The organism is Prevotella melaninogenica (genome assembly GCF_013267595.1).
Classification (GTDB): domain Bacteria; phylum Bacteroidota; class Bacteroidia; order Bacteroidales; family Bacteroidaceae; genus Prevotella; species Prevotella melaninogenica_D.
Window position 1 is genome coordinate 375,464 of the sequence record NZ_CP054011.1, and the last position, 14,734, is coordinate 390,197.

8 protein-coding genes and 1 pseudogene are annotated in these 14,734 nt (G+C 40.4%); 8 read left to right on the top strand and 1 reads right to left on the bottom strand.

Annotation, left to right across the window (positions count from 1 at the left end; translation table 11 throughout):
- Positions 1-462: 462 nt before the first annotated feature.
- Positions 463-681 (bottom strand): annotated as a pseudogene (locus FIU21_RS06760) (transposase); the annotation flags it as partial.
- Positions 682-1,149: 468 nt separating this feature from the next.
- Between FIU21_RS06760 and FIU21_RS06765 the strand changes: the two are divergent.
- From FIU21_RS06765 to FIU21_RS06800, 8 genes are all read left to right on the top strand, one after another.
- The gene (locus FIU21_RS06765; protein WP_004360514.1) at positions 1,150-1,833 is read left to right on the top strand and encodes an outer membrane beta-barrel protein; all 684 of its coding nucleotides are present in this window, start codon (positions 1,150-1,152) and stop codon (positions 1,831-1,833) included.
- 549 nt (positions 1,834-2,382) lie between these two features.
- A complete protein-coding gene (locus FIU21_RS06770; protein WP_036886434.1) occupies positions 2,383-3,660 on the top strand; it encodes a DUF3078 domain-containing protein in 1,278 nt (425 codons plus the stop codon).
- A gap of 346 nt (positions 3,661-4,006) precedes the next feature.
- Positions 4,007-7,492: a SusC/RagA family TonB-linked outer membrane protein gene (locus FIU21_RS06775; RefSeq protein ID WP_036886407.1), complete on the top strand. Its 3,486-nt coding sequence runs from the start codon at positions 4,007-4,009 to the stop codon at positions 7,490-7,492.
- Positions 7,493-7,497: 5 nt separating this feature from the next.
- Positions 7,498-9,045: a RagB/SusD family nutrient uptake outer membrane protein gene (locus tag FIU21_RS06780; protein WP_036886408.1), complete on the top strand. Its 1,548-nt coding sequence runs from the start codon at positions 7,498-7,500 to the stop codon at positions 9,043-9,045.
- Between the two features lie 41 nt (positions 9,046-9,086).
- Positions 9,087-9,719 carry a fasciclin domain-containing protein gene (locus tag FIU21_RS06785; RefSeq protein WP_036886436.1) on the top strand — a complete coding sequence of 211 codons (633 nt, stop codon included), beginning with the start codon at positions 9,087-9,089 and terminating at the stop codon, positions 9,717-9,719.
- Positions 9,720-9,721: 2 nt separating this feature from the next.
- On the top strand, positions 9,722-10,195 hold the full coding sequence (locus FIU21_RS06790) for a hypothetical protein (RefSeq protein ID WP_004360519.1): 474 nt from the start codon (positions 9,722-9,724) through the stop codon (positions 10,193-10,195).
- Positions 10,196-10,360: 165 nt separating this feature from the next.
- Positions 10,361-11,689 carry a thioredoxin fold domain-containing protein gene (locus tag FIU21_RS06795; protein ID WP_036886410.1) on the top strand — a complete coding sequence of 443 codons (1,329 nt, stop codon included), beginning with the start codon at positions 10,361-10,363 and terminating at the stop codon, positions 11,687-11,689.
- 9 nt (positions 11,690-11,698) lie between these two features.
- On the top strand, positions 11,699-14,551 hold the full coding sequence (locus FIU21_RS06800; RefSeq protein ID WP_036886412.1) for a M16 family metallopeptidase: 2,853 nt from the start codon (positions 11,699-11,701) through the stop codon (positions 14,549-14,551).
- The last annotated feature ends 183 nt before the right edge of the window (positions 14,552-14,734 follow it).

Consider the following 14,734-nt stretch of genomic DNA (forward strand, 5'->3'; position numbering starts at 1 on the left):
TGTGAGCATATTACTATGGAAGGGAAGGTAGGGGAGTTATGCTCGAAAGTTTAACCCAAATCGGTCATTAGACCACAAAATGTACATTCTTACGATAGTATGGTGTTGTTTCCTAACATTTTTTCTTTTCTTATCGGCATCTTGTTAGTCTTTGTAACTTGACGTAGCCCGCTACGCCTGCGTTCCAAAGGCAAACAATCTGCTCGATAATAAAACAAAATATGTTTAGGCTCTAATGACCGAATTGGGTTTAAAACAATTACGTTGTGTTTTTCCTTCAACCGCTATAGGGTTATTTAATGTCTCCTTTTTAAGCTTATAAGTGGGCATTGTCTCAAGGTGATAATTTTCTATTTTGTAATAAAAAACTTCTGTGTGGTGATGTTAGGACTAACAAATGTTAATATCTTATATTATAGTTTCTCCACTTTATATCAGATGTGTAATTTGCGGTACAATCATATAAGGGGGTATGTGACTTCTTTCCATAACAGTACCCTTTGTTAGGAGAGTACGACAACCACAAGTCTTACATTGAAATGCTTTTCTACCATCTAACCATTTGTGCTCAATATAGCCACATTTAGGACAGGTAATTCCTACATCTTCCCGAATCTGACGAAAATAGTCTATACAGCTTTCTTCGTCAGGAAATATTTGAAAGAAATCTTTAAGTAACATTAAGTTCATCATTTCTTGCAAAAGAAATTGAATTACAGATGTTTATAAAGAAAGATTGTTTAAATTAACATTCTTTAGTCCTAACATCACCACACAGAATAAAAAACTCACACTCGAAAATGAATAGATGCTCTTTAAGGCTCTTAAAGACGCCCAATTAGCTTCTAAAAGGTGCCCTTTTGAGGTCTTATTAACGCCCTTTTGAAGTCCAATTAAGCACCTTTTGCGCTGCTGTTTTGTAACTGTCTGATCTGTATTAAGTTACAAGAGTGTTCGCAAAGGCTGTTTTTTTGTCTTTTTAGACGAATGTTTTAAGAAATAATGTAAATAATTTTCGCGACTCTTGTTGTGGTGATAATACTGTTGTATGTCTTCATAAAATATTCACAAATCGTATGTGCTTTGCAATAAAATCATGCAAAATACGTTTAACATATATAATCTTTAACAAAATAAATAACAAAACCTATGAAACGAATAGCTATTCTAATCGTATTAGTTACATCAACTTTGGTATCAATGGCACAGAATAAATTAGGTACATGGTCAGTGATACCGCATGTAGGAGTGTCTATATCTTCTTTGTTAGGTGGGTCTGGAATCTATGAAATTGGTATTGAGCAAGGTATAGAAGTAAAGACACATGCATTGTTAGGGTTTGTTGGAGGGGCTGATGTGATGTATCAGGCTTCTGATGCTGTAGGTCTTTCCGCTGGCTTATCATTTGTTCAAGCAGGCTGTAAGTTGGAGGATTATACTGATGACCACACTGTAGTTTATGATCGTTACTTGCGAATAAATTATGTGAGTATGCCAATTTTAGTTCATAATAAGTTGTTGGCAGGTTTTTCTGTTAAGGTTGGTATAGAACCAACCTGCGTCTTTAATGCTAATAATCATGAAGTATATCAGTCGTATTCTGTAGATAAAGACGGTAAGAAGACTAATTTCCAAGAGAATACATATGATTTTGATATAAAGAATGGTATGTGTAAGTTTGGTCTTTCTATACCAATTGGTGTAAGCTATGAGTATGAAAACGTTGTGTTAGGAGCATTATATCATGTGGGAGTCTTTAAGATTTACAAGGAAGGCGATTCTTCTCGTAGCAGCGTGTTTGAGGTGTCTGTAGGTTATAAATTAAATCTTTAAGACAACGCTAAGACTTTTCTTGTTTATTAAAGAAATGCGATAACCATTTAATATCGTTGTTCGTTGTCTTTCATTTCAGGAAGAAGTGGAAGACAACTAATTAGGGTCTTCAGGATTTTGGAGTGATAAGGTTTGCCACTTATGTTTAGAGTTTGAAGTAATGTCACACGGAGGAACGGAGAGAACGGAGGATTATTAAATACAAAGCTATAGTAGTAACGGAGGCACCGTCGGTGCATAGAGCAACGGAGCTTGTTTGCCAATTCTATTAGCAATTTATATACAAAACGTTTATTCCAAAATATTTAGCAAGAATCTGTACGCTACACCTCCGTCACTCTTTGTGCCCTCGGCACCTCCGTGACATTGCGTTACCTCCGTCCCCTCCGTGACTCTGTGTGCCTTATATGTAAGAGTTTAGTTTATCACTCCATATTTCGGATAAGTCACTAATTATATGAGTAAATTGCTTATAGTGGTTAAGATTTTCAGTAAATAGGGCTGTAAATTAAAAAAAATACCGTAAGTTTGCACATTATAATAAATATGATGAAACGGAACTTTTTAATCACATTATTTCTAATAGTGAGCTTGGGTACTATTGCTCAAGTGAATCATCCTATCTCTGTTCGTAGCGATGAACGGCCGTCAATGGATAAGATTCAAGCGTATATTGATTCACTAAAATCCCTGAAAGATAGTGTGTTTACACGTAAGATGCCGAAAGTTCAACGCGGGCAGAGGCTTCGTCGGAATGATATGCGATTGTTTTTACCACTGACCTATTATGGTAATGTGGCAGAAAGACTGTTTACACGTGATAGAAAGGAAAGTCCAATTCTCTCAGAGTTGATGCACCTTTACTTGACACGTCCAGACCTTGTGGAGGGTACTGATCGTATGGTACAGCAACAGCAGACGAAATTAGATGATATTAAAGCACCAATACATCATGATCCTACATTGGTAGAAAAAGTGGCTGATCGTCCTGTTGAGCCAACAAATGTACCTGTAGATGTTTTGGTAAAGCGTCCTAATTTCTGGACGTTTAGTGGTGATTATGCTCTACAGTTCCTGCAGAATTATGTCTCTGGAAACTGGTATAAAGGTGGCGAAAGCAATTATTCTACTTTGGCTTCATTGGTCATGCAAGCTAATTATAATAATAAGCAGAAAGTGAAGTGGGAGAACCGTTTGGAGTTAAAATATGGTATGCAGAGTAGCCGCTCCGACTCCCTACACAGTTTTAAGAGTACAGAGGACCTGATTCGTCTTACCTCTAAACTCGGTTTGCAGGCAACAAAGCGTTGGTATTATACGGTTCAGTTTATTGGCAATACGCAATTTAGCCATTCTTACCGTTCAAATGATCCAAAGATTTATTCAGCTTTTGCAGCTCCGTTGAACATAAACCTTTCTATCGGTATGGATTACTCGGTAGACTGGATGAACCATCGTTTGAAGGGTAACTTCCACTTGGCACCATTAGCTTATAATATGAAGTATACTCGTATGTTAGAGTTGACGCGTCGTTTGGGTATCAAGGATGGTAATCATTTCCTGCATGACTTCGGTTCTGAGTTTACGGTTGATTTAGAATGGCAGTTGATGGAATCGCTTACTTGGAAGACACGCCTGTATGGCTATTCGACTTATAAGCGTACGGAGTTAGAATGGGAGAATACCTTTACCTTCCACTTCAATCGCTATATATCAAGTCGTGTGTTTATCTATCCTCGTTTTGATGATGGTGTACGTCGTGATGACCATTATGCTTTTTGGCAGTTGAAGGAGTTTGCTTCTATAGGCTTCCAGTATAGTTTCTAATTGAATGATGCAAGTTAAAAGGTATAGAGGCAGTTTCGTGGGTTCTATCATCAATATAACCTTAAACGTAGAGGAAGATGAAAGTAGCGGAGTATCTAAAACTTGAAACGTAAATACTAACCATCCCCTTCTCGTACAGAGAGGGGATAGTGTGTGTTATTATAACTGCATTTCTTTTACTTTTTTTATAATCAATAGACTTTGTGATTCAAGATTTTTATGTACATTTGCATCGTAATCAATATTAATACCGTTTTTATGTAGATTTTATTGAGCGCACATTTGTGAAGGAATCTAATTCTTTTAATAAGTTAATATCAAAAATAATAACAATAAAGACTAATCAATGAAGTATCATCAACGCATGTTTAGAACTTTAAGAAGGTTACCTTCTTTGGTGTTTCTGACAACTTTTATCTTGATGCTTTCGTGGAGTTCTCCTGCTTCTGCACAAGTAGCGGGTAAGAAATTCTCGATTTCGTTTAAGGATAAGAGTGTTGCTCAGATTTTGGATTTCATTTCTACAAAGGGAGACTACAAGATTAATTACTCTGACGATGTTAAGAACGACACGTTGCTTCTTACGATATCGTTTGAGGATGTAGACGAACTGAGTGCTGTGGAAAATCTATTGTCTCACTCATCTTTCGTCTATAATATCGATGGCAAGGTGATTGATGTGTTCAAGATGAAGAACGCAACACAAGGACAATACACTATTCGTGGCACAGTAAAAGACAAAGACGGATTGGGAGTGCCTTTTGCTATTGTGCAAATTAAGGGTACGTCGCAAGGTGTTACCGCTGATATTGACGGTAACTTCTCAATGCCTGTAGAGAAAGAGGAGGGGACGATTACTATCTCCAGCGTGGGCTATGATGCTAAAACGCTAAAGTATCATGCTGGTAAAGCTATGAACGTTATCCTGACTTCTTCAGCTATCGCAATGGGTGAGGTTACAGTTGTTGCCTATGGTAAGCGTAACACACGTGAGCAAGTGGGTGCTGTGGCTTCTGTAAAAGTTGAGGATTTGCAGAAGGCACCAACGGCAAGTATTGAGAATCTCTTGCAGGGTCGTATGGCTGGTGTAGATGTAACTAACCTCTCAGGTTCACCTGGTGGTGGTGGTTCTCGTATTACTATTCGTGGTTTCAGCTCTCTTAATCAGAAGGGTATCAATGATGGATCCCCTCTCTATGTAATTGATGGTATTCCTGTGTCAAGTAGTGCAGGTGATGCAACGGGTGGTATCAACCCATTGTCAGGACTCGATCCTTCAAGTATTGAGTCTGTGCAGGTACTTAAGGATGCTGCATCAGCTTCCCTCTATGGTTCACGTGCTGGTAATGGTGTTATCCTTATTACAACGAAGAAGGGTAAGTCTGGACGTTCTGAAGTGAGTTTTAATTTCTCACAGTCTCTTTCTTGGTTGCCAAGTACACCAATGCAGACCCTTGGTAAGGGTGAACGCGATATTGCTCTCCGTCTTGCTAAGAGCCAAAGAGGTGCACATTATGACTACATGACAGATAAGTTGATTTATCCGGGTTCTTATAAGGATTCATACGGATGGGATGCTGATAATGATGGTGCATACGACTATCTGTGGCGTAATGGTAAGGTGTTGGATTCAGAACGTCGTCTGCCAGGTATTGCGCAAGATTCACTTAATACTTTCTATAACAACAGAACAAACTGGTGGAAGTATGCCTTCCGTGTTGGTAAGGTGACTAAGGCTGATATGTTGTTAGCAGGTGGTACGGATAATATTAGATATATGGTTAATGCTGGTGTCTATGATGAAACTGGTATTATGATTAGTTCTAACTTCCGTCGTTTTAGTTTGTTGAGTAATCTTGATTTCAATCTGTCAACAAAGTTGAGTGCTTTCACACGTATTAATCTTACATATGCTACGCAGAAAGCTGGAGCAGATGGAGGTCGTGTGCAGGGATTGACATTCGATCCGAAACGTACATCGACTCTCTTGCCGGGTAAGGGTAGTACTGCTGAGCAAGTGGCATTGAGGCAATTGAAGGATATTGATAAGACCAACTCAAACTATAATGTTCGTTTGAGTGTTGGTTTGAACTATAACATCTTGAAGGGTCTGAAGTTCTCTTCTACTTATTCGCTTGACCATTACTTCACACGTGTATACACGTTCACACCTGATTATCTGAAGTATGATAAGAAGTCTGAGGTTCAGGCTTCCAATATTGCAATGACGAATATCCAGACAGAGAATATTCTTACTTATAACTTGGCATTACCAAGTGAGCATAAGTTGGAGTTGATGACTGGTATGACATATAACTATGACCTGTTGCAGAACTTAAGCGGTACTGCAAAGGGCGGTCCTACCAACTCTATTAAGTATGCAGGTGAGGGATGGCCTTCACTCTTTAATGATGGTGGAACAGTAAGAGCAGCACAGAGCTTCCTCACTAACCAGCAGGAACAGTCATTGCTCAGTTTCTTAGGTCGTGCAGCTTATAGCTATAAGAAGCGTTACATGGCAGAGCTTTCTATCCGTGCAGATGGATCAAGTGTGTTCGGTAAGGACGTACGTTGGGGTACCTTCCCTTCTGTTGGTCTTGGTTGGGCATTCAGTGAAGAGCACTTCATGAAGAAGTTCTGGTGGTTAAGCTTCGGTAAACTTCGTGCTTCTTGGGGTAAGTCTGGACAGAAGTTCCAGGAGCCTTATTTGGCATTGGGTGTGATGGAGGAGAGTAACATCTTTAACGGTTCGTTAGGTCTTATCCCGCAATCTATGGCTAATAAGAAGTTGACTTGGGAGGAGAGTGACCAGTATGACCTCGGTCTTGACTTGCAGATGTTGGATTATCGTTTGAAACTCAAGCTCGATTATTACTATAAGTATTCAAGCAAACTGTTGATGCAATCTTATCTTCCAGGTAATGTCTTCCTTGCTACAAATATGTGGGATAATGCATCTGCTATCTCTAACGAAGGTATCGAGTTCGAGGCTCAGTATGATGTTATCCGCAAGAAGAATTGGAACTGGAGCGTAGGCTTCAACCTTTCTCATAATAAGAACATGCTGCGTAAGACATACAATGGCGAAGACCTTAATGATAAAGTCTTAGGTCGTCCAGTCTATGGTATCTATACTTTCAAGGATGAGGGAATCGTTCAGAAGGAAGAGGATATCCCAATGTATCTTAATGCATCAGGTAAGCAGATTCCACTTTACTTCCAATCAATCAATAATCCATTGCGTGTGGGCGGAAGAAAGATTAAGGACCAGAACTATGATGGTGTGATCGATGATAAGGACCTCTATTATGCTGGTAGCACACTTCCTGCAGTTTATGGTGGTTTGAATAGCCACTTGGAATGGAAGGGATTGAGCTTTGATGTACTCTTCAGCTATACCATTAGCCGTAAGGTTATGAATATGTATAAGAACAGTGCCTTCACCTTTACAAAGGACTTCGGTGTAATCATGAACTACTTCCATGCTGGTGACTTCTGGACAACAAGCAACAGAGATGCGAAGTATCCATCACTTGAGTTTGCTGATAAGGATTATGTAGGTCAGTTTGACGGTAATGTAGACTCTAACATCGAGAACATTAGTTTCTTACGTCTCAAGCAGTTGGTTATTGGTTATCAGATACCTAAGAACTGGTTGAAGGGTTCTTTCATCAAAGATGCTAATGTTTACCTCAGCGGAGAGAATTTGTTCTTGCTTACCAATTACTCAGGAGTAGACCCAGAAATTATTAATCCTTATTCTGGTAAGGACGATGGAACACAGTATCCATTGAATAGAAAGGTTACTTTGGGTCTCAACTTAAAATTCTAACAGAAATGAAGAAGATTATAATGCTCTCAATATGTGGTTGTCTTCTGTCCTCTTGCAGCCTTGACTTGCAGCCTGAGAACGGATTGACTTATAGCAACTCGTTTAATAAGGAGAAAGAGCTGAATGCAACAACCACTTCTATTCTATATTATATCAACACTGTTGTAGGTAATAATTACGTTCTTTCAACAGCTGGTATGAAGGCTGACGAGATTCTTGATGGCAAGCAGTTACGCGAGTGGAATCCACGAACAGTAATAAAAAGTGAGTATTCATGGAAGGGTCTTTACGACATTATCTTTGAATCAAATCTATTGCTTGATAATATAGATAAGACAAAAGGCTTGGCTGAAGATCGTCGGAAGTATCATGTAGGGCAAGCTGAATTCGCTCTTGGATTGTCTTATTTCCTTTTGGCACAACGTTATGGTGAGGCAATCATCACTGATAATTCTTCAGAGATAAAGCCTTACTCTCTCTCTTCACAGAGTGATGTGCTTAATGCTGCAATAGAACATGCAAAGAAAGCATTGGATATTTTGCCTACATGGGATAAGTTGACAGACTTGAATGGTGTTTCTATCACTAATCGTCAGACTGCTTCAAAGGGTACTGCTGCAGCCTTACTCGCACAGATTTATGCGTGGAAGGGTAGTGTGACAGAACTTTATAAGTTGCAGGGTAATGCGCAAGAAGATTATCAGAAGTCTATCGATTACTCAACACAGGTTATCGATGGTCAGGTCGGTAATTATCAGCTTTGCTCTTCACCAGAGGAACTCTGTACGTATCTGTCTAATGAGAAGTCTCCTAATCCAGAGGCAATCTTCAGCTTGTACTTTGATAAGACGCGCTCAGAGAATGTAGTTTCTCCTAATGAGGTGGCACAGAACTTTGTGAGCTGGCCTGTAAGAGAGGACCAAACATTAGCTGATTTACCATCAAGTAGTACCTATCAGCTTTATACTTCAACAATAGAAAGATTGTTTCCTGATGCTACTGACCAGCGTCTACAGGCATTTTTCTATCAGTGGGGTACCTCACATGAGGTAGATGGAACTGATTACGCTATTATGTATAAGTTCAGAAAAGCAATTATGGATGCCGATCAGTATTCTGCAAGTGGTAAGACTTACCGTACGGTAGATGCTGACTATGTTTACTGGCGTCTTGCTGATTTCTATCTCTTGAGAGCAGAGTGCTATCAAAAGTTAGGTAATGAAGCAAAGGCTATCGCTGATCTTAATGTGATTCGTTCACGTGCTGGTGCGCTTTCTTATCCTTCAACCTATGATACAGAGGGACTGAAGAAGGCTATCTTCCTTGAAAGAGAAAAGGAGTTTATCGGTGAGAATGATGCACGATATGCAGATGTTATCCGTAATGGCTATGTGAAAGAAGAGTTACAGGGTAAGTTCCGCTTGTTGACTAATCAGGATATTCAAGGTGGTGCACTCTTCCTTCCACTTCCAAAGGATGCATGGCAGGATAAGGATGGGCACATCATTAATACATTGTTGCGCCAGAAACCTTATTGGCAGGCTTATAATTAATGATGGATAAGGATTGTACAAATCAAAAAGTGTTCGATATAATGAAAAAGATTATATATATAATAACAATGTGTCTGACAATGGGAGTCTTCTCCAGTTGTACTCAGTATAACTTTGACGACACTGGGCTTGCTAATGGAAAGCATGATATGACGATGTGGGAATACTTCAAAGGGGACAGCTATAATTGGGATTCCCTTCGTGTAATGGCAGAACGTGCCGACTTAGTGTCGCTCTTCCAAGGTACAAGTCAGTACGGAAAGAACTTCACATTCTTTGGTCCTACGAATCATAGTATTCGTCGTTATCTCTATGATAATCATATGGAGAGAGTGTCGGATATCCCAGTTGCTGACTGCAAGAAGTTTATCTTGAATAGTGTTTTGCCTAACAAGCGAGTGATGCTTGATGATTTTAAGGAAGGTGTTAAATCTTCTGATGCATCAACACCTATTGGTAAGGGAGGTGAGACAGTAGAGATGGCTTCTGGTAAGCAGTTGTGGATTTATACTTTCCACGAGTCTTACAACGGTGTGCCAGCCGCTGGCCCTTTACGTATCCACTTGGTTTCCCCAACGACCACCAAGACTTCTGACGTTGCTTCATGTAATATTGAAACAAACACAGGAGTGGTTCACTCACTTGTTTATGACTTCAACTTAACCGACTTTTAAAAATGAAAAAGATGAAGAAAGGAATCGCATTGCTATGCCTTATGGCCCTTACAATAGGTTTTATGGTATCATGTAGCAAAATGGATGTAGGCTATCTGAGAACAACTGGAGCATCTTTTACTCCCGATTCTCTTAATGCCTTCCATAACGTCGATGCAACGAGTGAGCGTGGTATCAATAAGTTACCATTCGTTTCAACACGTATCCAAGGTGTTGCAGGAACCAACCCTATCAATTATGAGTTGTTTGGGGTTAAGGCTGACAATCAGGAACAAGCACAGTTGTTTATGAAACTCTATAAGGAGGGTAAGATTTCTGTTACTGGTGGTCTGATTGTTGTCACACAAGAAGCTACGCAACAGTTGGCAAACGGCAGATATCGTCTCTCTCTTAAGGTGTATAATCAAGACCATGAGGTAGTCTTGGAAGACATCTTTAAGGTGGTAGTAACAGATGATGAACTGCCTGTCGAGTAATTTCGATAAAGGTATATTGTAGATGTATATACTACGTTCAGCATTGACTTTAAGCGTATTCCTCTCATGTATTAAAAAGATAGATATGAATAAAATCAATGCTGTAAGTAGGATACAGTTTAATGAATAGATTGAATAAAATAATCCATTAAAAACAGATTAAATATGAAAAGAAGAAGATATATCTTACTGCTTGTATCTCTTTTGATGATGGTAGTACAGCTTCGTGCACAGCAGGGTATGGAAGCAGCAAATGGTATTAAGTTCTTTAAGGGAACTTTCAGTGAAGCTTTGGTAAAAGCTAAGCAAGAGAATAAAATTCTGTTTGTTGACTTCTACGCAGTGTGGTGTGTTCCTTGTAAGAAGATGGCAAAGACAGTTTTCACACAAGAGGAAGTTGGAAAGTATTTCAATGAACACTTTATCAGTCTGCAGTTAGATGCAGAGAAGGGTGAGAATGTTGATATCGCTAAGAACTATAAGGTAGCAGCATATCCAACAGTAGCTTTCATTGCACCAGATGGTAAGGCCTTGTCTGTGAATACAGGTGCGATGGATAAGGATGAACTCATGGAGGCTGCTAAGATTGCAGCAGGTGAGAGTGTAAGTTTTGAGGAACTTTACAATAAGTACAAGGCTGATAACAACGACCTTGACGTTCAGCAGCAACTTCTTCTCAAGGCACCATCTTTCTTGCAGGCGCAGGAGGGTATGGATGCAGATAAGTGGGTAACACGTTTGCAGAAACTTTATAAGAACTATGTAGCTGCTAAGGCACCATTGAAGCTTATCAATGAGAATGACTATCGTATCATTCTAACATTGGAGGGTGATGAAGATAAGGAGCACAAGCAGTATATGATTGACCTTATGAACGACCACCTTGATGACTGGATGAAGAAACTTGGTAAGGCACCTGCCTACTACATTGTTGAGGCTAACGACATCTTTGCCGAGGATATGGCAAAAGATGGCAACGTAAAGTATAAAGACTATGTAGAGAAAGTTAAGAACCAGTATGCAAAGGCATACGAGGTTGTTGGCTTGACAGGTATTACTCCATACGAGAAGGCAAAGCTCTACTTCGATGCTCTTTTCAACTTGTATAAGAACAAGAATGTGAATGGCTATGTGAAAGCTATGGAGACCTATTTTGGCAAGATGGAGAACAACCTCCGTTCAGCCGACTATGGTAAGGCAGCACAGAACCTCTATATGGCAGCAGGCAAGAGTCTGAAGGCTAAGGATCATGAGGTAGCTATCAAGTGGGCTGAGAAAGCTTTGTCACAGGAAGATGCTGTGATGGACCGTGTCAACTATATGGTAATGATAGGTGACTCTTATCGTGAATTGAAGAACTATACCAAGGCACGTGAATACTATAACCAGGCATTTGCTGAGACACTCCGTTTAGAGAATATGGAGATGCCACAGGCTATGTTGCAGGGTGCAATCAAGCAGAAGCTCTCTACGCTCGAACTCCTTGAAAAGTAAACAATGACTATGTTCAAGAATATCATTAAATGCCTATCGAGCGTGCCAGTGGCACTGCTCATAGGCTTTTTGTTTTCCCCCCTTAGTTCTGCCAATGCGCAGATGAATGGATTGCGAAAGGGAAAACTGGCAAATGGGCTTACTTATTATATCTATAATGATGGTTCTGCTACTGGTGAAGCACAATACTACCTCTACCAAAATGTAGGTGCTATCTTGGAGAATGATGAGGAAATGGGATTGGCGCACGTGTTGGAGCATTTGGCTTTTAATACGACAGACCACTTCCCTAATGGTGTGATGAACTTCCTTCGCAGTAACAATCTCAATGACTTTGAGGCTTTTACAGGTGTTGATGATACGCGTTATGCGGTTCATAACGTACCAACCAATGATGCGAAGCTAAATGAGAATATGCTTTGGGTGCTCCGTGACTGGTGCCATGGCGTCAAGATGACCCCTAAAGACATTGAAAAGGAACGTGGTATTATCCTTGAGGAATGGCGTCATCGTTCGGGAGTAGACCGTCGTCTGACAGATGCCATTGCCCCTGTTGTTTATAATCATGCTGGTTATGCTACTCATAATGTGATTGGTTCACAGAAGATATTGGAGACCTTCCAGCAGAAGCAAGTAAAGCAGTTTTATGATAAGTGGTACCGTCCTAATATGCAGTTTATTGCTGTTATCGGTGATGTTGATGTCGACCAGATGGAAAAGAATATCCAAATAGTTTTCAAGACATTGCCAGCTAAGCAAGCCTCTGCTGTAAATTCACAGACAAGACAGATTCCTGACAATACCACACCGCTCTATATGCGTTTCATTGATCCAGAGAACAAGAGTGCTTCTTTTGGTCTTTATCAACGTTATGAGGTGAAGGGCAACGCTCCAGAAGAGGACCGAGTACGTCAGTTTATCTTCACTAAGTTCTTCAACACATTGGCTCCAAAGCGTTTTGTGATGTTGAAGAATGCTGATAAGGAGAGTTATATTGCCGCTGAGGTGAGTCTATCTCCTTTGGTAAGAAACTATTATCAGATGGCATGGGACATGGTTCCCTATCAGGGTAATGAACAGAAGGCGCTTCAGCAGATGTTAGCTGTACGTGATAACTTGCGCGACCAAGGCTTTACTGCTGCTGAGTTCAATGCTGAGAAGGAGAAGATGTACAATGGAATGAAGGATGTCCTCGAAGCTAAAGGACTGGGTACACCAGACAATGCTTTGATGCTTTTCCGTCAGAACTTCCTCTATGATATTCCTGTACAAGACTTCCGCGGACAGATTAACCGTAACCTCGAAACTTTGGTTGAGTTAGAGGTTGAAGACATGAATGCTTGGATGAAGTCATTGCTTAATGACAATAACCTTGCTTTTGTCACTTATTCTAAGTCGCAGAGTGAGATGAATATCACTGAGAATGATCTTATGGCTGCATTGAAGGCAAAGAGCTCATTCAGCGATATGGCTCGCGCTGATGGTATGAAGCCTATCAGTCAGTTGATTGACTTCCCTCTGACAGGAGGAAAGATTGTTTCTGAAAAGCAGTTGAAGACTTTGCAGGCAAAGGAGTGGACACTCTCTAATGGTGCAAAAGTTCTTTATCGTAACGTTCCGGAGCTGAGTGGTCAGTTCCTTTTTGCTGGTTCTGCAGAAGGGGGTAAGTCAATTGTCCCAGCACAGGAACTTGCCAACTATAATGCAATGCGTTCACTCTTGATGCAGTCAGGTGTATATAATTACAACCGAAATCAGTTGGCGCAGTGGCTACAGGGTAAGAATATCAATCTCTCCCTCTCATTGGAAGACTACAGTGATGGTATCGGTGGTAATGCACCTGTTGACAAGGCTGACGATTTCTTCAGCTATCTGTATTTGATTCTGTCACGTCAGAACTTCTCAAAGTCTGCCTTTGATAAGTATGTCCAGCGTAACTTCTACGTTTATGAGAATCGTGCAACAACAGGTATGGCTGCCGTACAGGATTCTATCCAGCAGTTACTCTATCCTGTTAGTGCGATGAATCCACGTCAGGATGAGGCTTTCTTTAAGTCAGTTCAGTTTGATAAGTTGCAGGAACAGTTCCAGGCACACCTTGGTGATGTATCACGTTTCACCTATTGTCTTATTGGTGATATTCCAGAAGCAAAGGCTAAAGAGTTGGTGCTTCGCTATATTGGTTCTCTCAAGGGTGAAGGTAAGCCTGTGAAGACAGCTATCCAGCCAATGGACTTCTCTTCATCTACGCCAGTCATTAAGCGTACTTTTGAGACCGAAACAGAAGGTGGTATGGCAGAGATTGAGATTTCATTTGCCAATAAGCAGAAACTTTCTGAGCGTGAGCAAGCTGCTTTGGAAGTGATGCGTGGACTTTTGGAGCGTCGTTATTTTGATGTATTGCGTGAGAAAGAACACCTTACTTATACCGTAGGTGTACAGAGTAACTATACTTCACAGCCAGTAGCTGGCGAGAGCCTTAACATTCATCTTTCTACTGCGAAAGAGAATGCTGACAAAGCTGTTAGCCTTGTTTATAGTATTCTTGATGATGTGAAGGCTGGCCGTTTCACTGCTGATGAGTTCAAGGCTGCAATGGTACCTTTGGCTGTTGATGAGGAACAATCAGGTGCAGCATCACAGTCAAACAGTGACCCATCAGTTTGGATGGCTTTATTGAACATCTATGCTGAGACGGGCAACGAGCTATCTCCAAATGATAATGCCGCTTCCGCACCAGTATTCAAGACCCTCACACCACAAGATATCACTGCTGTAGCTATGAAAGTGATGACAAATGCTAAGCAGCGTGAGATTATTGTTAAGCCTGCTGCGCAGGAAGGTAAGCATACCTTTAAGTAATTAATGGTAAGTAAATATAAAAAAACAGAGGTGTACCAAGAGTGCACCTCTGTTTTTTTGACTTTGTACAAGATGTACTGAGACCATTAATGGTCTATTCTATTATATTGCTGTCCGATAAAACCTCCATATACTGCAATATCCTCTCTCAATCCTGCTGAAATAGGCATGATTAGTTCTAAT

What these genes read in the sequence shown, in the direction of transcription:
- FIU21_RS06765 (WP_004360514.1), top strand. Translation starts at nt 1,150, where the DNA reads ATGAAACGAATAGCTATTCTAATCGTATTAGTTACATCAACTTTGGTA.
- FIU21_RS06770 (WP_036886434.1), top strand. Translation starts at nt 2,383, where the DNA reads ATGAAACGGAACTTTTTAATCACATTATTTCTAATAGTGAGCTTGGGT.
- FIU21_RS06780 (WP_036886408.1), top strand. Translation starts at nt 7,498, where the DNA reads ATGAAGAAGATTATAATGCTCTCAATATGTGGTTGTCTTCTGTCCTCT.
- FIU21_RS06790 (WP_004360519.1), top strand. Translation starts at nt 9,722, where the DNA reads ATGAAAAAGATGAAGAAAGGAATCGCATTGCTATGCCTTATGGCCCTT.
- FIU21_RS06785 (WP_036886436.1), top strand. Translation starts at nt 9,087, where the DNA reads ATGAAAAAGATTATATATATAATAACAATGTGTCTGACAATGGGAGTC.
- FIU21_RS06800 (WP_036886412.1), top strand. Translation starts at nt 11,699, where the DNA reads ATGTTCAAGAATATCATTAAATGCCTATCGAGCGTGCCAGTGGCACTG.
- FIU21_RS06775 (WP_036886407.1), top strand. Translation starts at nt 4,007, where the DNA reads ATGAAGTATCATCAACGCATGTTTAGAACTTTAAGAAGGTTACCTTCT.
- FIU21_RS06795 (WP_036886410.1), top strand. Translation starts at nt 10,361, where the DNA reads ATGAAAAGAAGAAGATATATCTTACTGCTTGTATCTCTTTTGATGATG.